This is a genomic window from Leclercia sp. UBA7405 (assembly GCF_037152215.1).
In the GTDB taxonomy this organism is placed as follows: Bacteria; Pseudomonadota; Gammaproteobacteria; order Enterobacterales; family Enterobacteriaceae; genus Enterobacter; species Enterobacter pneumoniae.
Genome location: NZ_JBBCMR010000004.1, coordinates 139,973 through 158,438, shown reverse-complemented (window position 1 = coordinate 158,438; position 18,466 = coordinate 139,973). Strand labels below are relative to the sequence as shown.

Sequence of the window (18,466 nt, the reverse complement as noted above, 5' to 3'; positions counted from 1 at the left end):
GAGTTTATCCGTTCATGAAACAAGTCACCTTCGCTTCCCGTAATCACCAGCTCACCAATATCAACACCTGGACGCCAGATAGCCAGTGGCTGGCCTTTGACGTACGCCCATCCGGCGCATCGTTCACCGGTGAAACCATCGAGCGGGTAAATATCAGTACGGGCGAGGTTGAGGTGATTTATCGCGCCACAAACGGCGCGCATGTCGGGGTGGTGACCGTTCATCCTGCAGAAGACAAATATGTCTTTATCCATGGCCCGGAAAACCCGGATGCCGACTGGCAGTACGATTTTCACCATCGTCAGGGCGTGGTTGCGCACAATGATCGGGTGGATAATCTCGATGCGATGGATATCACCGCTCCCTACACGCCCGGCGCACTGCGCGGCGGCAGCCATGTCCATGTCTTTAGCCCGAACGGGCAGTTCGTCAGCTTCACCTATAACGACCATGTTCTGCACGAGCGCGACCCAGCGCTTGATTTGCGCAACGTGGGGGTCGCCGCGCCTTTCGGTCCCGTGAACCCACCGGCTACGCATCCCCGGGAATATGCGGGCACCTTCTGGAGCGTGCTGGTCACTCGCACGACGCCGAACCCGCCGCCAGGCAGCGATGCAATCAATCGCGCCTACGAAGAGGGCTGGGTAGGGAACCACGCGCTGGCGTTTATTGGCGATACCCTGTCTGAGAAAGGCGACAAGGTGCCGGAGCTCTTTATTATTGATTTACCGAAAGATGAGCAGGGCTGGAAGCACGCCGGGGATGCACCGCTACAGGGTACGCCAGAGACCCTGCCGGCACCTCCGGCGGGCGTGGTGCAGCGTCGGTTAACCTTTACGCATCAGAACGCGTACCCGGGGCTTGTGAACGCGCCGCGCCACTGGGTGCGTAGCAATCCGCAAGGTACGCAGATTGCCTTTTTAATGCGCGATAACCAGGGAGTGGTGCAACTCTGGCTTCTCTCACCCGAGGGCGGCGAGCCGCGCCAGTTAACCGCGAACCGCAGCGATATTCAGTCGGCCTTCAACTGGCATCCGTCCGGCAACGGGCTGGGATTTGTGCTGGAAAATCGTCTTGCATACTGCGATGCGGTGACGGGGAGCGTGACGTTTTTGACGTCCGATCACGGCAATCCGCCTTCTGCGGATGCCGTGGTCTTTTCACCGAATGGGCGTTATATCGCCTGGATGGAAGAGGCGGAGGGCTTCCGCCAGCTGTGGATCACTGAAACCGGGCGCTGATCAGCGCACGGGCATGGCGGCAGGGGGAATAACCGAGTTGGTGGCCAGCGTCTCCTGCTCGCTTTTTTCAACGCGCGAGCGCACGGAGCTGTCCGTACGGAAGAAATCCCAGGGCAGCAGAAGCGTATCGAATACCGCCGTAAAGGGCATATCCAGAATCACCAGAGATTTGGTGCCCCAGTTGGTGTCATCATCTGACAACATTGTGGCACTGGCTCGCGTGCCGGGATAGGTCCCTTCTTTACCGCCGGTGTGCGACATCACGCTTGAACATCCGCAAAGCAACACCACCGCGCTGAACGTCGTCAACTTTATCAGAACATTTTTCATCATCAGTTTGTCATCATCAATGGCGCGATATGAACCAGCAACCCGGTTTATAACGGGCCATATGCAAATTGAACAGTTGAAAAGCGCCGCTCTGTGGCAGCCATCGCAATTTAACCCTTTGTGCTGCCATCCCAGTCTAAGCCAGTGACAGTAAAGTGCAAAAAAAACTGTTCAGGATCCGCTTGAAATGATCGAAATCAGACCCATTTTAGAGATGTGTCCATGAACAAACGCGCCTGATGGGTGTTTGGGATACCGCAGCCTGTCCATGGTGGAAGGCTACAATTTCTCGCTGATTTCAGGAGTTTTAACTTATGCGTAATTTCGATCTCTCCCCGCTATACCGTTCTGCAATTGGTTTTGACCGCCTGTTCAACCATTTAGAAAATAACCAGAGCCAGAGCAACGGCTACCCTCCTTACAATGTTGAACTGGTTGACGAAAACCACTACCGCATCGCCATTGCCGTCGCCGGTTTTGCAGAGAGCGAACTGGAGATCACCGCCCAGGATAATCTGCTGCTGGTGAAAGGCTCGCATGCGGCCGAACAGAAAGAACGTACCTACCTCTATCAGGGCATCGCCGAGCGTAACTTTGAACGCAAGTTCCAGCTTGCTGAGAACATTCACGTTAAAGGCGCAAATCTGGTCAACGGCCTGCTGTTTATCGAACTGGAACGTGTGATTCCGGAAGAGAAAAAACCGCGTCGTATCGAAATCAACTAATTAGACGGGTCGCCATCGCGGCCCACTCAGAATTGCTTGCCGAACCGGGAGCATAGGCGAATCCGTAAGGATTTGCAGGAACAACTGCGCACAAAATTAGACTGTGCCGAACTCGCTTCTCAGAAGGAGATTTAGTATGCGTAACTACGATTTATCCCCCCTGCTGCGTCAGTGGATTGGTTTTGACAAACTGGCTAACGCCCTGCAAAGCACCACCGAGCAACAGACATTTCCGCCGTACAATATCGAAAAAAGCGACGATAACCACTATCGCATCACCCTTGCGGTAGCCGGATTCCGCCAGGACGATCTGGATATCCAGCTTGAAGGAACGCGCCTGACGGTGAAAGGTACCCCGGAAAAACAAGAAACCGAGACGAAGTGGCTGCATCAGGGTCTGGTGACGCAGCCGTTCAGCCTGAGCTTTACGCTGGCGGACCATATGGAAGTCTCTGGTGCGACCTATACCAACGGTCTGCTGCATATCGACCTGACCCGCAACGTGCCGGAAGCAATCGCTCCGCAGCGTATCGCCATTAGCGAACGCCCTGCGTTAAACAGCTAACAGTATGCGGGCTGATGCCTTCTCCCACTGGGGGAGGGCGCAAACACTAAAAACGGTCACCTTCGGGTGACCGTTTTGCTTTTACCTTCGGTTTTTTTGTGCGCCATCGCCCATACAACCGCCACCGGCTCTGAGAGAATCCCCATCATAACTAAGGTTATGCACAGGGAGTGGATCATGAGTGATATCGCGTTAACCGTCAGCGTGTTAGCCCTGGTCGCAGTAGTAGGACTGTGGATTGGCAACATCAAAATCCGCGGCGTCGGGTTTGGGATTGGCGGGGTACTGTTCGGCGGGATTTTTGTTGGCCATTTTGCCGACCAGTTTGGCCTGGTACTCAGCGCCGATATGCTCCACTTCATCCAGGAGTTCGGCCTGATCCTCTTCGTCTACACCATCGGTATTCAGGTCGGTCCGGGATTTTTCGCCTCCCTGCGCGTCTCCGGGCTACGGCTAAACCTCTTTGCCCTTGGTATCGTGGTGATGGGCGGGCTGGTCACCGCCATTCTGCATAAAATCTTTTCTATCCCTCTGCCGGTCGTTCTGGGTATTTTCTCCGGTGCGGTCACCAATACGCCGGCGCTCGGGGCGGGCCAGCAAATTCTGCGTGATTTGGGGATCGAGCCCGGCATTGTCGACCAGATGGGGATGAGTTACGCCATGGCTTATCCGTTTGGCATCTGCGGTATTCTGCTCTCTATGTGGCTGGTACGGGTGCTGTTTCGTATCAATGTCGAAGAGGAGGCGAAGGCGCACGAAACTGCGCATACCAACGGCCATATACCCATCAAAACCATCAACATTCGTGTCGACAACCCCAATCTCAATAACCTGGCGATTCAGGATGTGCCGATCCTGAACAGCGTAAATGTGGTCTGCTCGCGCCTGAAGCGGGAAGAGATATTGATGGTGCCGTCACCGGGCACGGTGATCCATACCGGAGATTTGCTGCACCTGGTTGGCCAGCCTGACGATCTGCACAATGCGCAGCTGGTCATTGGCAAGGAGGTCGATACCTCGCTTTCCACCCGCGGCACCGATATGCGCGTAGAGCGCGTCGTCGTCACCAACGAGCATGTTCTTGGAAAGAAAATCCGCGATCTGCAGGTAAAAGAGCGGTATGACGTGGTGATCTCCCGGCTTAATCGCGCCGGGGTTGAGCTGGTTGCCAGCCAGGACGCCAGCCTGCAGTTTGGGGATATCCTCAACCTGGTTGGGCGCCCATCCTCTATCGATGCCGTGGCGGATATGGTGGGCAACGCCCAGCAAAAACTGCAGCAGGTACAGATGCTACCGGTCTTTATCGGTATTGGCCTGGGCGTGCTGCTGGGCTCCATTCCGCTGTACGTGCCGGGCTTCCCGGTAGCGCTCAGGCTGGGGCTGGCGGGCGGGCCGCTGATTATGGCGCTGATCCTCGGGCGCATCGGTTGTATCGGCAAGCTTTACTGGTTTATGCCGCCGAGCGCCAACCTGGCGCTGCGCGAGCTGGGGATCGTGCTCTTTCTGGCCGTGGTCGGGCTGAAGTCCGGCGGAGATTTTATCGCTACCCTGGTCAAGGGCGAAGGGATGAGCTGGATTGGCTACGGGATCGTTATCACGGCTATCCCGCTTCTGACCATGGGGATCCTGGCGCGAATGTTCGCCAGAATGAACTACCTGACGATCTGCGGTATGTTGGCCGGCTCCATGACCGATCCCCCTGCGCTGGCCTTTGCTAACAACCTGCACGCCACCAGCGGCGCGGCGGCGCTGTCTTACGCCACGGTCTATCCGCTGGTGATGTTCCTGCGCATTATCACCCCGCAGCTACTGGCGGTGCTGTTCTGGGGGGCAGGTTAACAACGCCGCCTGCATTAGGCTATGCTGAAGCCAGGCCGTAGCACGACAAGGACTCTTGATGAAAATTTCCCGCCTCGGCGAAGCGCCGGACTACCGCTTCTCTCTGGCTAATGAACGCACTTTCTTAGCGTGGATCCGTACCGCACTGGGCTTTCTGGCCGCCGGGGTGGGTCTTGACCAGCTGGCGCCTGATTTTGCCACGCCGCTGATCCGTGAAGTGCTGGCGCTGCTGCTGTGCCTGTTCGCAGGCGTGCTGGCCATCTACGGCTACCTGCGCTGGCTGCGTAATGAGAAGGCGATGCGACTCAAGCAGGATCTGCCCTATACGCGCGGGTTATTCATCATCAGCGCGATTCTGCTGACGGTGGCAGGCGTAGTGATGGTGCTGGTTTTCTATGGCGGATAGCCGCAAAGCGCGACGCGAAGCGGACCCCGGCCTGCAGCCGGAGCGGACATCACTCGCCTGGCTGCGCACGCTGCTGGGGTACGGCGCCCTGATTGCGCTGGCGATTAAACACAACTGGCACCGTACCGGCCTGCCGTTCTGGATCTCACTGGTGGTGCTGGCGCTGGTGGCCCTTATGTTATGGCGTTATACCCGCAGCCGTAACCTGATGGACGTCACGCAGGATGAATTCGTACAGCCGAAAGCCGTCCGGGATAAGCTCTTGATCGCGCTTGCGGTGCTGTCGCTCTCTCTGCTGTTTGCGGTGACGCACCTGGAGGTTATTTTTTCCCTTTAGCCAGATATGTCGCCATCTCCTCTTCCGGGACCATGCCGCCGCCAGTCGCCCAGACCAGATGGGTGGCCTGTGCATCGGCTTTGAAACGCACCGGGCCGGCCATACCCGCCAGCGCCGACGGCTCCAGACGAAGATTTTCCGCCTGCGCCAGCCAGCCGAGCATGTCATACATGCTCTGATCGGACAGGGTATAGAATCCGTCCAGTAACCGCTCCATCGCGCGCCCCACGAAGCCAGAGGCCCGACCTACCGCCAGTCCGTCTGCCGCCGTCACGTTATCGATACCGAGATCCTGCACCGCAATGTCGTCGTGCAGTCCGGTGTAGACCCCCAGCAGCATGCAAGGGGAGTGCGTCGGCTCGGCGAAGAAGCAGTGGACGTTATCACCAAAAGCCAGCTTCAGACCAAACGCCACGCCGCCGGGGCCCCCGCCAACGCCGCACGGCAGGTAAACATACAGCGGATGTTGAGCATCGACCACGCGGCCCTGTTCGGCAAACTGGGCCTTCAGGCGCTCGCCCGCTACCGCATAGCCCAGGAACAGGGTGCGGGAGTTTTCATCGTCAATAAAGAAACAGTTTGGGTCGTTTTCGGCCGCTTTTCGTCCCTGTTCAACCGCCACGCCGTAGTCCTGCTCATATTCCACAACGATCACGCCGTGGCTGCGTAGTTTGGCTTTCTTCCATTCGCGGGCATCGGCAGACATATGCACCGTCACCTTAAAACCGAGGCGGGCGCTCATCATGCCGATGGACATCCCGAGGTTGCCGGTTGAGCCCACCGCAATGCTGTACTGGCTAAAGAACGCCTTAAAGCGCGGCTCCAGCAGGATGCTGTAGTCGTCATTGAGGTTCAGCAAGCCTGCTTCCAGCGCCAGTTTTTCCGCATGCGTCAGCACCTCATAGATGCCGCCGCGGGCTTTAATGGAGCCGGAGATAGGCAGATGGCTGTCTTTTTTTAGCAGCAGCGTGCCGGGGATGCCGACACCCGTTTCGCTCGCCAGCCGCGTTTGCATCGCCGGTATCGCGACCAGCTCGGATTCGATAATTCCGCCCGCTGCTGCCGTTTCCGGGAAGGCTTTCGCCAGATATGGCGCGAAGCGGCTGAGGCGAGCATGCGCGTCGTTGACGTCGTCCTGGGTCAGCCCGACATAAGGCAAGCCTTGCGCAAGGGTTGTGGCGCGCGGGTTAAGCCAGGTGAGCTCTTTCAGGGCGATCAGATCGGCAACCAGGGGGAATTTGGCGGTCAGCGTGTTAACGGCGTCGTTATTCATAATCTGTCTCAGAAATTAGTTCATTCTGACTCTACACGAAATGGCAAAAAGCGTGCTAAATACGGCTTATTACTTTCGATTTTTTCGCAAGGTTGATCGTGTTAAGACCCTTAATGGCCACCCTCTTATTGTGCGCTTCTGGCTGGGCCGCCGCCGCGGAGCCGCCGCTGACGGCGGCACGTTATGCTCAGCAGTTGGGCGTGGGAATGGATGTTGACTGGGCGCGTACCGAGCGTGGTATACGCGAATTTGACCCGCTGGTGGTGCGTGACTTTCACGCTAAAGGACTAAGCCATGTGCGTATCCGCGTCGCGGGGGCACCCACCGAGGCGCGGCTGATTCATCTGCGTAAGCTGGTGGAGGCGTGCGAGCAGTACGGCGTGATCCCGATTATCACTTATCAGGCGGATGCCTGGAAAAGCGACCCGAAGCCGGAAAATGAGAAAGCGGTGGTAAACTGGTGGATAGCGGTAGCCCGCTATTTTGGCCAGAGTTCTCCGCTGCTGGGTTTTGATCTGATTTATGAACCTGCCGAAAAGCTCAACCATAACCTCGCTGCGCTTAATCGTGTCTACGAAAAAACCATCAAAGCCATTCATGGCATCGACCCGCAGCGGATGATTTTTATCGCCCCGCGTCTGCGGGCCGCGCCTGAGGATCTTCCCGGCCTGAAATTACCGGCCCACAGCCAGGGCTATGTACTGGCAGAGTGGCACATCTTCCCCTGGGGGCCGCTGAAGAGTAACGGCAAATATCCCTGGACCTCCGGTACGGCGGCCGAAAAGGCGGCGATTCATGGGCGGATAAGCGCTGCCCTGCGCTGGCAGCAAAAAACCCGGCACAGCAGCTGGGTAGGGGGCTGGACGGTAGGGGAGACCATCAACTCTACGCCGACGGCCTCGCAGCTGGCCTTTGCTACCTTTATGGCCTGTGAACTGCAAAAGGCAAAAATACCCTATGCCATCAATGCGGATAATCAATTCTACGACGGAGAAGAGGGGGCGTGGCGACCCTCATCAGAGCCGTTATTGCAAACGATGATAGCCCCGCGCTGTGAAAAGCCCGACGAGAAGTCGGGCCATCATGGGGTTAAACCGGCTGCTCGTGATGCGGCACGCGCGACGCCAGCGGCAGCCAGCACAGCAAAATCAGCAGCCCCATCAGCGTCATCAGCAAACCTAAACTAGCCTGTCCGGTTTGCGGCATCATGGCGGAAAGCCAGGCCAGCGCGCCAGAACCGATGTTCTGCAAGCCGCCAACCAGTGCGCCGGCGGTGCCTGCCAGGAACGGAAACGGCTCCATCGCACCGCTGGTGGCGAGCGGGAACAGCATTCCCGCCCCGAAGAAGAACAGCGCCGCCGGGATGAGCAGCGTCCAGACGGTCATCACGCCAAACAGCCCTGGGATCCACATCATCAGCCCCGCCAGCAGACAGCTGATAACGGACTGCCACATCAGCGTGGAGAAACGCTTGTTGGGGCGACCCGCGAACCAGGCGCCGAAAAACGCCGCCGGGATCGGCAAAATAAACAGAATACTTACCACCATGCTGCTCAGGCCAAGCCCCGCACCCAGCAGCACCCCGGAACAGGCTTCAAACACCGCGATACCCGCCAGGCCACCGATCAGCATCAGCAGATAGCAAGTAAACGCCCCGTTGCCGAACAGCGTCTTATAGCTGGTGAGAAGTTTGGTACGCGGCGCATCTACTGGACGCGTTTCCGGCATCCAGCGCGCCATGCTGAAGGTGACTATCACGCACAGCACCAGCAGGAAGGCGTAGCAGGCGCGCCAGGACCACACCGTATCCAGCAGGCCGCCAATCAGCGGTGCCAGTAGCGGACTGACCAGAATGCCCATATTCAGCAGGCTGTTAGCATGACGTAGCTGGGTGCCCTGATACATATCGCGCGGTAAGGTGCGCGCCATCACTCCACCGACGCCGGTTCCGACACCCTGCAGGGCGCTGGCGGCGATCAGGACGGTCAGGCTATGGGTCGCGATCGCTATTACCGTCGCGACCATAAAAATGGTCATGCCCACCAGGATCACCGGACGACGCCCGACCCGATCAGAGAGCGGCCCGTAGAAGAGCTGCGATACGCCATAGGTCAGCAGGTAGGCCGCCATTACGCTCTGTACTGCGCCCTCGCGGACATTCAGTTCCTTTGCCATATCGGCAATCGCCGGTATGTAGATGGTTTGCGCCATCTGCCCGACGGCCACCAGTAACACCAGCATCAACAATAAATTAACGTTCCGTTGCTTTTTCATGTCGCTGAATATGTTTGCTTAAAGATAAAAGAAAGAATAAGTGACTGCGCATTCCCATAAATGCGCGAGGAATCTACCACAATGAGATGACAATTTAAGCATTGCGATAAGGAATGGAAAAACCGGGTCAGGCAGGATTTGTAAACATGGGCGGCAACGAATGTTGCCATGAATTTATGCCAGGCGAAGCAGCATGGCTCCGCCTGCTATACCCAGCGCCGCAGCGATGCGTAAACCGGCAACCTTTTCTTTTAAAAGCACAAAGGCGATAAGCGCCCCGAAGAGTATCGAGGTTTCGCGCAGGGCAGCAACGACGGCAAGCGGTGCCTGGGTCATCGCCCATAATGCCAGACCGTAGGATCCCAGCGTGCCCACGCCACCGAGCAACCCTTTTTTCCAGTGCAGGCGCAGATAACGGGTGGCTTCCCGGCGGCGGGCCGCCATCGCCCAGGCGAGCAGGCAGAAACCGTTCATCAGAAAGGTCCAGAGCGTATAGCCCAGCGCGGTATCAGACAGACGCACGCCGGTGCCGTCCACCAGGGTGTAACCGGCAATAAAACAGGCATTCAGCAACGCCAGCCCGATCCCTTTACGCGACCGCATGCGACCGTTCATCGCTATGGCAAGAATCGACAGGCAGATCACTCCGATGCCGGACCAGGCCAGCCCTGAGAGGCTATCCCCCAGCGCCAGCACGCTGATTAGCGCCACCAGCAGCGGCGCCGTGCCGCGCATAAGCGGGTAGGTCTGGCTCATATCAGAGACCTGATAGGTCTTTGCTACCAACACCGTGTACACCACCTGCAGCGCGCAAGAGACGACCAAAAACGGCCAGCTGGCAGCAGAGGGTTGTGGAGAGAAAGGGAGTATTACCAGAGCGATAAGCGCGGCAGAACCGCTCACGCCGATCGCGGAGTAGAGTTTGTCCGTTCCGGCTTTGACGATGGCATTCCAGCTGGCATGCAGCAGAGCGGCAAACAACAGAATGCAGAAAACGGTGAGGGTCATAGCGTATCGGGTGGTGAATTGTCATCTAACTGTAACATTCACACCCTGAGCCTGCCAGGCGGTTATACCGCACAGAAAAGGCGGTGCGTCACCCGGGGTTCGTCGCAGACCAGCATAAAACCAGCCCGATGATAAAATCCGTACGCGGTGTCCGGTGCATGGGTATTCAGAAAATCAAACCAGATGCTGGCATCGGCCATTACGACGGTCAAAAGCTGCTTCCCGATGCCCAGCCCCCGGCACTTCTCGCTGACGTAAAGGTGGCGTATACGCCCCGCACGGGGCTGCTGGCTAAAGGGATCGCGGTTTAAGCCGCACACGCCCACCAGCTTGCCGTTAAGAAACGCCCCCAGCAGCTTTTCGCCCGGTGCGTTAAAGCGATTCTCACCCCGCTGCCAGTTCTCTTCCAGCCTGCGCAGCATATTGAAACGTAGCGCAATACTCTCCGCCTTCAGGGCGATATATCCCGGTTCATCCGGGGTGACAGGCTCAATTAACAGACGCGACATAGCATTCCCTCGTTATTAAAGAGGGGCGGTTTCCCGCCCCTCTCAGGTGCGACTTGAACCTGAATTACCGAGTGTATTTCAGGACAGCATCAAGCAGTTGCAGTGCTGCAACAATGAGTTTGAGGATAAGTACAACCATATCCACTACGCTCATACGCGTCTCCTTTTGGTAAAAAGGAGCACGATGCTGGCGTACCTTTCCGCCGCCTGTTACCAGCACCTGGATTGACGTAACACAGTGTGCTCACTTCAGGGGGTTAAGGCACTGACGGCACCACCCGTTTCAGCCAGGACGTCGTTGCGCCGGTAGAACTGCGGCCCCCTCGCTCACTGCGAACAGACTCAGTATAGATAAATACTGTATGTATGAACAGTATTTTATGGACAAAAATCAGAAGGCGGTCCATACTCAAAAACGTCAAAATCCGTGCCAGAAATTGCGCATTCGTCTTCGATCGCGTATACTTTTGCCGTTGACGTAACACAGTGTGTTCTGCGGAAACCAACCGCAAAACCCTGATAAAAACCTCGCTTAGGCGGGGTTTTTTGTTTTCACGGCGCAACAAACGAAACGTGATCCCTGACGCATTTTTATGCGTATATCTATTTTTCCATTGTCACGCCTTAAAACCTGTGGTTGTATAAATTCTATCAATGATTCCAAACACAGGTTCCTCATGACTCCATCCCTGTTCACCGCGACCCTACTAAAAACTGCGCAACCCGCCGCAGTGGTCGTCGTGCGTGTGGTGGTCGTCGTCGGCAATGCGCCGTAGGGACTGGATCAACACACGAATCCAAAACCCCGCCGGCGCAAACCGGGCGGGGTTTTTCGTTTTAGCGACCCTCTCCCGGAAAGTCGGCTCAGATCAGAATAAAAGGACTGGAGCATGGCAAGTTCGGGCACAACATCCAACAAGACGCGTTTTACGGGCGCGCAGTTAATCGTTCATTTACTGGAACGGCAGGGCATCACCACGGTGGCGGGTATCCCTGGCGGCACGGTACTCCCGCTGTATGATGCGTTAAGCCAGAGCAGCAAAATCCGCCACGTGCTGGCACGCCACGAACAGGGCGCGGGTTTTATCGCCCAGGGCATGGCGCGTACCCAGGGTAAACCGGCGGTCTGTATGGCCTGTAGCGGCCCGGGGGCCACTAACCTGGTCACCGCCATCGCCGATGCGCGTCTCGACTCTATCCCCCTGATTTGCATTACTGGCCAGGTCCCCTCGTCCATGATCGGCACCGACGCCTTTCAGGAAGTAGATACCTACGGCATCTCTATCCCCATCACCAAACATAACTACTTAGTTCGCGATATCGCCGAGCTTCCGCAGGTTATCAGCGATGCGTTCCGCATTGCGCAGTCCGGCCGCCCAGGCCCGGTGTGGATAGACATTCCTAAGGATGTCCAGACCGCAGAGATTGACATCGATGTCCTGCCAGAGCCGGGCGATCGCGCCCCTGCGCCAGAATTCAGCGCAGAGAGCGTGCGTGATGCCGCGGCCATGATTAACGCCGCCAAACGCCCGGTACTCTATCTGGGCGGCGGGGTGATCAACGCGCCGGAGGCGGTGCGCGAGCTGGCCGAAAAGGCGCAATTACCCACCACCATGACGCTGATGGCGCTGGGTATGTTGCCAAAAGCGCACCCGCTGTCGCTGGGCATGCTGGGGATGCACGGCGCGCGCAGCACCAACTACATCCTGCAAGAGGCGGATTTACTGATTGTGCTCGGGGCCCGTTTTGATGACCGGGCGATTGGTAAAACCGAGCAGTTCTGCCCGAACGCGAAAATCATTCACGTGGATATCGACCGCGCCGAGCTGGGTAAAATTAAGCAGCCGCACGTGGCCATTCAGGGGGATGTGGGTGAGGTGCTGGCCCAGTTGACGCCGCAAATTGAGGCGGCCCCGCGTGCGGAGTGGCACCAGCTGGTGGCCGATTTACAACAGGAGTTCCCGGGTGCCATCCCAACCGGGGGCGATCCGCTGAGCCACTATGGCCTGATCAACGCCGTGGCCGCCTGCGTGGACGACAGCGCCATTATCACCACCGACGTGGGCCAGCATCAGATGTGGACTGCGCAAGCCTATCCATTGAACCGTCCCCGTCAGTGGCTCACCTCTGGCGGCCTGGGCACCATGGGCTTTGGCCTGCCTGCGGCGGTGGGGGCGGCGCTGGCCAACCCGGATCGCAAAGTAATCTGCTTCTCCGGCGATGGCAGCCTGATGATGAATATTCAGGAGATGGCGACCGCGGCGGAAAACCAGTTAGACGTGAAAATTATTCTGATGAATAACGAAGCGCTGGGGCTGGTACACCAACAGCAGAGTCTGTTTTACAAGCAGGGCGTCTTTGCGGCGACCTATCCGGGGATGATTAATTTTATGCAGATTGCCGCCGGGTTTGGTCTGCACACTTGCGATTTGAATGCCGAAGCCGATGCGCATGCCGCCCTGCAGGCGGCGATTTCCCGCCCTGGCCCGGCGCTGATCCACGTGCGTATCGACGCGCAACAAAAAGTCTATCCGATGGTCCCACCCGGTGCGGCCAATACAGAAATGGTGGGGGAATAAGCCATGCAGAAACAACACGACAACGTCATTCTCGAACTTACCGTCCGCAACCACCCGGGGGTGATGACCCACGTCTGCGGGCTGTTTGCCCGCCGCGCATTCAACGTGGAAGGCATTCTTTGTTTGCCAATTCTGGGCAGTGAACACAGCCGCATCTGGCTACTGGTCAACGATGACCAGCGCCTGGAGCAGATGATGGCGCAGATCGATAAGCTGGAAGATGTGACCAAAGTGGTGCGTAACCAGTCCGATCCCACCATGTTTAACAAAATTGCGGTCTTCTTCGAATAAATCGCTCATTGCTTGAACGCCCGCGCGCTTATCGTTAAGGTAAGCGCGTTTTTTTATCCGCCCGCCAGGAACGCACATGACCACCATTGCCCTCATCGACGACCATCTTATCGTCCGCTCCGGCTTCGCCCAGTTGCTGAGTCTGGAGGCCGATTTCCAGGTTGTTGCGGAATTTGGCTCTGGCCGTGAGGCGCTGGCAGGTCTGCCGGGGCGCGGGGTGCAGGTCTGTATCTGCGATATCTCCATGCCGGATCTCTCCGGTCTTGAACTGTTAAGCCAGCTGCCGAAAGGGATGGCGACCATCATGCTGTCGGTTCACGACAGCCCGGCGCTGGTGGAGCAGGCGCTTAACGCGGGGGCGCGTGGGTTCCTCTCAAAACGTTGTAGTCCGGACGAACTGATTGCCGCCGTACGCACCGTTGCCACCGGCGGCTGTTATTTAACCCCGGATATCGCCGTCAAGCTGGCGACCGGACGCCAGGATCCGCTCACAAAGCGTGAACGTCAGGTGGCAGAGAAACTCGCCCAGGGAATGTCGGTTAAAGAAATTGCCGCTGAATTGGATCTATCGCCAAAGACCGTGCACGTTCATCGGGCAAACCTGATGGAAAAACTGGGCGTCAGTAACGACGTTGAACTGGCCCGGCGTATGTTTGATAACTGGCAATGAACCCGATGTTTTCGCGGCTGATCGCCGTCGTTGCCAGCTTTTTTATCTTCTCCGCTGCCTGGTTCTGCCTGTGGAGTATTAGTCTGCATCTGGTTGAACGCCCCGAACTGGCAGTGCTGCTGTTCCCGTTCGGCCTGCGGCTTGGACTGATGCTGCAATGCCCGCGCGGCTACTGGCCGGTGCTGCTGGGCGCGGAGTGGCTGATGCTGTTCTGGCTGGCGCAGGAAGTGGCGCTGGCCCATCTGTCATTATTGATGATCGGGAGTGTGCTGACGCTTCTTCCGGTCACGCTGATCTCGCGCTATCGCCATCAGCGGGACTGGCGCACGCTGCTGTGGCAAGGCACGGCGCTGATGGCCGCCGCGCTGTTACAGTCATTGCCGTGGCTCGGCGAGCAAGAGATGCTGAACACCCTGCTGTTGACCCTCACCGGCGGCCTGACGCTGGCCCCCACCTGTCTGGTTATCTGGCATTACCTCACCAGCACCGTATGGCAGCCGCTCGGCCCGGCGCTGGTCTCCCAGCCGGTAAACTGGCGCGCCCGGCATCTTATCTGGTATCTGCTGCTGTTTGTTCTGAGCCTGTGGCTGCAGCTTGGCCTGCCCGCCGAGCTTTCCCGCTTTACGCCGTTTTGTCTGGCGCTGCCGATTATCGCCCTCGCCTGGCACTATGGCTGGCAGGGGGCGCTGATCGCGACCCTGATGAACGCCATCGCGCTGATCGCCAGCCAGACATGGCACGATCACCCCGTTGATTTGCTGCTCTCGCTGCTGGCCCAGAGCCTGACCGGGCTGCTGCTGGGGGCGGGTATCCAGCGCTTGCGCGAACTGAATCAGTCCCTGCAAACCGAGCTGGCGCGCAACCGGCTCCTGGCAGAGCGTCTGCTGGAGACCGAAGAGAGCGTGCGCCAGGAAGTGGCCCGCGAGCTGCACGATGACATCGGCCAGACCATCACCGCTATCCGCACCCAGGCGGGCATTGTTCAGCGTCTGGCGGCGGAAAACGCAGGCGTGAAGCAGGGCGGGGCGCATATCGAGCAGTTGTCGCTGGGGGTGTACGATTCCGTGCGCCGTCTGCTCGGCAGACTGCGCCCGCGCCAGCTCGACGACCTTTCGCTTGAGCAGGCGGTGCGCTCCCTGATGCGCGAAATGGAGCTGGAAAGCCGGGGCATCGTCAGCCATCTCGACTGGAATATTGATGAACGGACGCTGAGCGAAGGCCAGCGCGTCACGCTGTTCCGCGTCTGCCAGGAGGGGCTAAACAACGTGGTGAAACACGCCAACGCCAGCGCGGTTACGCTGCAGGGCTGGCAGCAGGAAGACCGCCTGATGTTGATTATTGAAGACGATGGCTGCGGCCTGCCGCCGGGCTCCGGCCAGCAGGGCTTTGGCCTGGCGGGGATGCGCGAGCGCGTCGTGGCGCTGGGCGGTACCCTGACCCTCTCCTGCACGCACGGCACGCGCGTCAGCGCCAGTTTGCCGCTACGGAGTCACCATGTTTAACACCCCCGCCAATGCCGCGCCCGTCGGCAACCAGGCCGACATCGACGCCCGGTACCGCTACTGGCGGCGCCATATCCTGATCACTATCTGGCTCGGCTATGCGCTGTTTTACTTCACCCGCAAAAGCTTTAACGCCGCCGCGCCGGAAATCCTCGCCAGCGGTGTGATGACCCGCACCGATATCGGCCTGCTGGCGACGCTGTTTTACATCAGCTACGGCCTGTCGAAGTTCTTCTCCGGTATCGTCAGCGACCGCTCTAACGCCCGCTACTTCATGGGCACGGGGCTGATCGCCACCGGCGTGGTGAACATCCTGTTCGGCTTCTCCACCTCCCTGTGGGCGTTTGCCCTGCTGTGGGCCCTGAACGCCTTTTTCCAGGGCTGGGGGGCACCGGTGTGCGCCCGCCTGCTCACCACCTGGTACTCACGCAATGAGCGCGGCGGCTGGTGGGCAATCTGGAACACGGCGCATAACGTCGGCGGGGCGCTGATCCCCATCGTGGTGGGCGCGGCGGCGCTGCACTACGGCTGGCGTGCGGGAATGATGATTGCGGGCGGGCTTGCCATTCTCGCCGGGCTATTCCTCTGCTGGCGCCTGCGCGATAAACCGCAGACCGTCGGGCTTCCCCCCGTTGGCGACTGGCGGCACGACGAGATGGAGATCGCCCAGCAGCAGGAGGGGGCGGGGCTGACGCACAAAGCGATTCTCACGAAATATGTGCTGAAAAATCCCTACATCTGGCTGTTATCGCTGTGCTACGTGCTGGTGTATGTGGTGCGCGCGGCGATCAACGACTGGGGCAACCTGTACATGTCCGAGACGCTCGGCGTCGATCTGGTCACCGCCAACTCGGCGGTCACCATGTTCGAGCTGGGCGGATTTATCGGCGCGCTGGTGGCGGGCTGGGGATCGGACAAACTGTTTAATGGCAACCGCGGGCCGATGAACCTGATTTTCGCCGCCGGCATTTTGCTCTCCGTTGGCTCGCTGTGGCTGATGCCTTTTGCCAGCTATGTGATGCAGGCGGCGTGCTTCTTCACCATCGGCTTCTTCGTCTTTGGCCCACAGATGCTGATCGGCATGGCGGCGGCGGAGTGCTCGCACAAAGAGGCGGCAGGTGCGGCGACGGGCTTCGTCGGACTCTTTGCCTACCTCGGCGCATCGCTCTCTGGCTGGCCGCTGGCATGGGTGATCGACGTCTGGCACTGGAGCGGCTTCTTCGCGGTGATCGCCATCGCGGCGGGGATCTCTGCTCTGTTGTTGCTGCCGTTTTTGCACGCGCAGGCTCCGCGCGAAGCGTGACGCGCCTCACCTTTTGGCGCCGAGTGGCGCAAAACTAAGAAATTTTCCCGGTTTCACCTGGACGCTGTCTCAGGCGTCGCCCCCGGCTGATTTTTACAATGCCTGCCATTCGCAGGTATAAAAATCAGCTCAGGAGCAAACCATGCTGGCCTTCCTTAACCAGGTGCGCAAGCCGACCCTGGATCTGCCGCTCGATGTGCGGCGCAAAATGTGGTTCAAACCCTTCATGCAGTCTTACCTGGTGGTCTTTATCGGCTACCTGACCATGTATCTGATCCGCAAGAACTTTAACATCGCGCAGAACGACATGATCTCAACCTACGGGCTGAGCATGACGCAGCTGGGGATGATTGGCCTGGGCTTCTCCATCACCTATGGCGTGGGGAAAACGCTGGTCTCCTACTACGCGGACGGCAAAAACACCAAGCAGTTCCTGCCGTTTATGCTGATCCTCTCCGCCATCTGTATGCTTGGCTTCAGCGCCAGCATGGGTTCAGGCTCCGTCAGCCTGTTCCTGATGATCACTTTCTACGCCCTGAGCGGCTTCTTCCAGAGCACCGGCGGGTCGTGCAGCTACTCGACCATCACCAAATGGACCCCGCGCCGCAAGCGTGGCTCGTACCTCGGCATGTGGAACATCTCCCACAACCTCGGCGGAGCGGGCGCGGCAGGCGTGGCGCTGTTCGGCGCCAACTATCTGTTCGACGGTCACGTCATCGGTATGTTTATCTTCCCGTCGATTATCGCCCTGATCGTCGGCTTTATCGGCCTGCGCTTCGGCAGCGACTCCCCGGAATCCTACGGCCTCGGCAAAGCCGAAGAGCTGTTCGGTGAGGAGATCAGCGAAGAGGATAAAGAGACCGAAGAAAACGAGATGACCAAATGGCAGATCTTTGTTGAGTACGTGTTGAAAAACAAGGTGATCTGGCTGCTCTGCTTCTCGAACATCTTCCTGTACGTGGTGCGTATCGGTATCGACCAGTGGTCAACCGTGTACGCCTTCCAGGAGCTGAAACTCTCGAAAGAAGTGGCAATTCAGGGCTTCACCCTGTTTGAAGTAGGCGCGCTGGTCGGCACGCTGCTGTGGGGCTGGCTCTCTGACCTCGCCAACGGTCGTCGCGCGCTGGTGGCCTGCGTGGCGCTGGCGCTGATTATCGCCACGCTCGGCGTATACCAGCACGCCAGCAACCAGTATGTGTACCTTGCCTCTCTGTTCGCGCTCGGCTTCCTGGTGTTTGGTCCGCAGCTGTTGATTGGCGTGGCGGCGGTCGGTTTTGTGCCGAAAAAAGCGATCGGCGCCGCCGATGGGATTAAGGGCACCTTCGCTTACCTGATCGGCGACAGCTTCGCCAAGCTCGGTCTGGGGATGATTGCCGACGGCACGCCGGTCTTTGGCCTCACCGGCTGGGCAGGCACCTTCGCCGCGCTGGACGCCGCCGCCATCGGCTGTATCGTCCTGATGGCGATGGTCGCGGTGCTGGAAGAACGTAAGATCCGCCGTGAGAATCGTGCGCAGAAACAGAAATTGAAAGCAGCCTGAGTGTGCAGGTGACCTCTTTGCCCGGTGTGATGCCGGGCTTTTTTGGTTTGTCGGTAAGGCTGTAGCGCCTCTGG

At 58.5% G+C, this 18,466-nt stretch carries 20 protein-coding genes and 1 other annotated feature; of the genes, 14 read left to right on the top strand and 6 right to left on the bottom strand.

The window, feature by feature from the left end:
- Window positions 1-14: 14 nt before the first annotated feature.
- On the top strand, window positions 15-1,241 hold the full coding sequence (locus WFN75_RS18810; protein WP_336996664.1) for a DUF3748 domain-containing protein: 1,227 nt from the start codon (window positions 15-17) through the stop codon (window positions 1,239-1,241).
- On the opposite strand, the gene WFN75_RS18805 is transcribed toward WFN75_RS18810, so the two are convergent.
- Window positions 1,242-1,574, bottom strand: coding sequence for a YceK/YidQ family lipoprotein (locus WFN75_RS18805; protein WP_040077750.1), 333 nt, complete (start codon window positions 1,572-1,574; stop codon window positions 1,242-1,244).
- 244 nt (window positions 1,575-1,818) lie between these two features.
- Window positions 1,819-1,892, top strand: a sequence feature (ROSE (Repression Of Heat Shock gene Expression) occurs in the 5'-region of heat shock genes and acts as an RNA thermometer to modulate expression.).
- Here WFN75_RS18805 and ibpA point away from each other — a divergent pair.
- From ibpA to WFN75_RS18780, 5 genes are all read left to right on the top strand, one after another.
- On the top strand, window positions 1,886-2,296 hold the full coding sequence (ibpA, locus tag WFN75_RS18800) for a small heat shock chaperone IbpA (RefSeq protein WP_040077751.1): 411 nt from the start codon (window positions 1,886-1,888) through the stop codon (window positions 2,294-2,296). (Overlaps the previous feature by 7 nt.)
- Before the next feature lie 136 nt (window positions 2,297-2,432).
- Window positions 2,433-2,861, top strand: coding sequence for a small heat shock chaperone IbpB (ibpB, locus tag WFN75_RS18795; protein WP_040077752.1), 429 nt, complete (start codon window positions 2,433-2,435; stop codon window positions 2,859-2,861).
- A gap of 177 nt (window positions 2,862-3,038) precedes the next feature.
- Entirely contained in the window at window positions 3,039-4,700 is a 1,662-nt protein-coding gene (locus WFN75_RS18790; protein WP_336996663.1) for a putative transporter, read from the top strand.
- 58 nt (window positions 4,701-4,758) lie between these two features.
- A complete protein-coding gene (locus tag WFN75_RS18785; RefSeq protein ID WP_040077755.1) occupies window positions 4,759-5,106 on the top strand; it encodes a YidH family protein in 348 nt (115 codons plus the stop codon).
- The gene (locus WFN75_RS18780; protein ID WP_040077756.1) at window positions 5,096-5,443 is read left to right on the top strand and encodes a DUF202 domain-containing protein; all 348 of its coding nucleotides are present in this window, start codon (window positions 5,096-5,098) and stop codon (window positions 5,441-5,443) included. Before WFN75_RS18785 ends, WFN75_RS18780 begins: the two co-directional genes overlap by 11 nt.
- Here WFN75_RS18780 and dsdA read toward each other — a convergent pair.
- Window positions 5,427-6,716 carry a D-serine ammonia-lyase gene (gene dsdA, locus WFN75_RS18775; protein ID WP_336996662.1) on the bottom strand — a complete coding sequence of 430 codons (1,290 nt, stop codon included), beginning with the start codon at window positions 6,714-6,716 and terminating at the stop codon, window positions 5,427-5,429. The two genes, WFN75_RS18780 and dsdA, sit on opposite strands and share 17 nt — an antisense overlap.
- Window positions 6,717-6,814: 98 nt before the next feature.
- On the opposite strand from dsdA, the gene WFN75_RS18770 reads away from it, so the two are divergent.
- The gene (locus tag WFN75_RS18770) at window positions 6,815-7,903 is read left to right on the top strand and encodes a cellulase family glycosylhydrolase (protein ID WP_336996661.1); all 1,089 of its coding nucleotides are present in this window, start codon (window positions 6,815-6,817) and stop codon (window positions 7,901-7,903) included.
- Here WFN75_RS18770 and emrD read toward each other — a convergent pair.
- The 4 genes from emrD to tisB form a co-directional block, all read right to left on the bottom strand.
- The gene (emrD, locus tag WFN75_RS18765) at window positions 7,806-8,990 is read right to left on the bottom strand and encodes a multidrug efflux MFS transporter EmrD (RefSeq protein WP_040077760.1); all 1,185 of its coding nucleotides are present in this window, start codon (window positions 8,988-8,990) and stop codon (window positions 7,806-7,808) included. The two genes, WFN75_RS18770 and emrD, sit on opposite strands and share 98 nt — an antisense overlap.
- A 174-nt stretch (window positions 8,991-9,164) precedes the next feature.
- Window positions 9,165-9,998 carry an EamA family transporter gene (locus WFN75_RS18760; RefSeq protein WP_336996660.1) on the bottom strand — a complete coding sequence of 278 codons (834 nt, stop codon included), beginning with the start codon at window positions 9,996-9,998 and terminating at the stop codon, window positions 9,165-9,167.
- 62 nt (window positions 9,999-10,060) lie between these two features.
- Window positions 10,061-10,507: a GNAT family N-acetyltransferase gene (locus tag WFN75_RS18755; protein WP_263617376.1), complete on the bottom strand. Its 447-nt coding sequence runs from the start codon at window positions 10,505-10,507 to the stop codon at window positions 10,061-10,063.
- 64 nt (window positions 10,508-10,571) lie between these two features.
- Window positions 10,572-10,661, bottom strand: coding sequence for a type I toxin-antitoxin system toxin TisB (gene tisB, locus WFN75_RS18750; protein ID WP_040077764.1), 90 nt, complete (start codon window positions 10,659-10,661; stop codon window positions 10,572-10,574).
- A 523-nt stretch (window positions 10,662-11,184) separates the two neighbouring features.
- On the opposite strand from tisB, the gene ivbL reads away from it, so the two are divergent.
- The 7 genes from ivbL (at window position 11,185) to uhpT (ending at window position 18,392) form a co-directional block, all read left to right on the top strand.
- Complete coding sequence (ivbL, locus tag WFN75_RS18745; RefSeq protein ID WP_088208941.1) at window positions 11,185-11,283, top strand: ilvB operon leader peptide IvbL; 99 nt, start codon at window positions 11,185-11,187, stop codon at window positions 11,281-11,283.
- Window positions 11,284-11,397: 114 nt separating this feature from the next.
- On the top strand, window positions 11,398-13,086 hold the full coding sequence (gene ilvB / locus WFN75_RS18740; RefSeq protein WP_286807901.1) for an acetolactate synthase large subunit: 1,689 nt from the start codon (window positions 11,398-11,400) through the stop codon (window positions 13,084-13,086).
- 3 nt (window positions 13,087-13,089) lie between these two features.
- Window positions 13,090-13,377, top strand: a complete 288-nt coding sequence (gene ilvN / locus WFN75_RS18735; protein ID WP_040077766.1) for an acetolactate synthase small subunit — start codon at window positions 13,090-13,092, stop codon at window positions 13,375-13,377.
- Window positions 13,378-13,453: 76 nt separating this feature from the next.
- Window positions 13,454-14,047: a transcriptional regulator UhpA gene (gene uhpA, locus WFN75_RS18730; protein ID WP_040077767.1), complete on the top strand. Its 594-nt coding sequence runs from the start codon at window positions 13,454-13,456 to the stop codon at window positions 14,045-14,047.
- Window positions 14,044-15,549 carry a signal transduction histidine-protein kinase/phosphatase UhpB gene (gene uhpB, locus WFN75_RS18725; RefSeq protein WP_336996659.1) on the top strand — a complete coding sequence of 502 codons (1,506 nt, stop codon included), beginning with the start codon at window positions 14,044-14,046 and terminating at the stop codon, window positions 15,547-15,549. The genes uhpA and uhpB overlap by 4 nt, the downstream gene beginning before the upstream one ends.
- Window positions 15,542-16,852, top strand: coding sequence for an MFS transporter (locus tag WFN75_RS18720; RefSeq protein WP_040077770.1), 1,311 nt, complete (start codon window positions 15,542-15,544; stop codon window positions 16,850-16,852). The genes uhpB and WFN75_RS18720 overlap by 8 nt, the downstream gene beginning before the upstream one ends.
- 142 nt (window positions 16,853-16,994) lie before the next feature.
- Entirely contained in the window at window positions 16,995-18,392 is a 1,398-nt protein-coding gene (gene uhpT / locus WFN75_RS18715) for a hexose-6-phosphate:phosphate antiporter (RefSeq protein ID WP_336996658.1), read from the top strand.
- Window positions 18,393-18,466: the final 74 nt, after the last annotated feature.

What these genes read in the sequence shown, in the direction of transcription:
- WFN75_RS18810 (WP_336996664.1), top strand. Translation starts at nt 15, where the DNA reads ATGAAACAAGTCACCTTCGCTTCCCGTAATCACCAGCTCACCAATATC.
- WFN75_RS18805 (WP_040077750.1), bottom strand. Translation starts at nt 1,574, where the DNA reads ATGATGAAAAATGTTCTGATAAAGTTGACGACGTTCAGCGCGGTGGTG.
- ibpA (WP_040077751.1), top strand. Translation starts at nt 1,886, where the DNA reads ATGCGTAATTTCGATCTCTCCCCGCTATACCGTTCTGCAATTGGTTTT.
- ibpB (WP_040077752.1), top strand. Translation starts at nt 2,433, where the DNA reads ATGCGTAACTACGATTTATCCCCCCTGCTGCGTCAGTGGATTGGTTTT.
- WFN75_RS18790 (WP_336996663.1), top strand. Translation starts at nt 3,039, where the DNA reads ATGAGTGATATCGCGTTAACCGTCAGCGTGTTAGCCCTGGTCGCAGTA.
- WFN75_RS18785 (WP_040077755.1), top strand. Translation starts at nt 4,759, where the DNA reads ATGAAAATTTCCCGCCTCGGCGAAGCGCCGGACTACCGCTTCTCTCTG.
- WFN75_RS18780 (WP_040077756.1), top strand. Translation starts at nt 5,096, where the DNA reads ATGGCGGATAGCCGCAAAGCGCGACGCGAAGCGGACCCCGGCCTGCAG.
- dsdA (WP_336996662.1), bottom strand. Translation starts at nt 6,716, where the DNA reads ATGAATAACGACGCCGTTAACACGCTGACCGCCAAATTCCCCCTGGTT.
- emrD (WP_040077760.1), bottom strand. Translation starts at nt 8,990, where the DNA reads ATGAAAAAGCAACGGAACGTTAATTTATTGTTGATGCTGGTGTTACTG.
- WFN75_RS18760 (WP_336996660.1), bottom strand. Translation starts at nt 9,998, where the DNA reads ATGACCCTCACCGTTTTCTGCATTCTGTTGTTTGCCGCTCTGCTGCAT.
- WFN75_RS18755 (WP_263617376.1), bottom strand. Translation starts at nt 10,507, where the DNA reads ATGTCGCGTCTGTTAATTGAGCCTGTCACCCCGGATGAACCGGGATAT.
- tisB (WP_040077764.1), bottom strand. Translation starts at nt 10,661, where the DNA reads ATGAGCGTAGTGGATATGGTTGTACTTATCCTCAAACTCATTGTTGCA.
- ivbL (WP_088208941.1), top strand. Translation starts at nt 11,185, where the DNA reads ATGACTCCATCCCTGTTCACCGCGACCCTACTAAAAACTGCGCAACCC.
- ilvB (WP_286807901.1), top strand. Translation starts at nt 11,398, where the DNA reads ATGGCAAGTTCGGGCACAACATCCAACAAGACGCGTTTTACGGGCGCG.
- ilvN (WP_040077766.1), top strand. Translation starts at nt 13,090, where the DNA reads ATGCAGAAACAACACGACAACGTCATTCTCGAACTTACCGTCCGCAAC.
- uhpA (WP_040077767.1), top strand. Translation starts at nt 13,454, where the DNA reads ATGACCACCATTGCCCTCATCGACGACCATCTTATCGTCCGCTCCGGC.
- uhpB (WP_336996659.1), top strand. Translation starts at nt 14,044, where the DNA reads ATGAACCCGATGTTTTCGCGGCTGATCGCCGTCGTTGCCAGCTTTTTT.
- WFN75_RS18720 (WP_040077770.1), top strand. Translation starts at nt 15,542, where the DNA reads ATGTTTAACACCCCCGCCAATGCCGCGCCCGTCGGCAACCAGGCCGAC.
- uhpT (WP_336996658.1), top strand. Translation starts at nt 16,995, where the DNA reads ATGCTGGCCTTCCTTAACCAGGTGCGCAAGCCGACCCTGGATCTGCCG.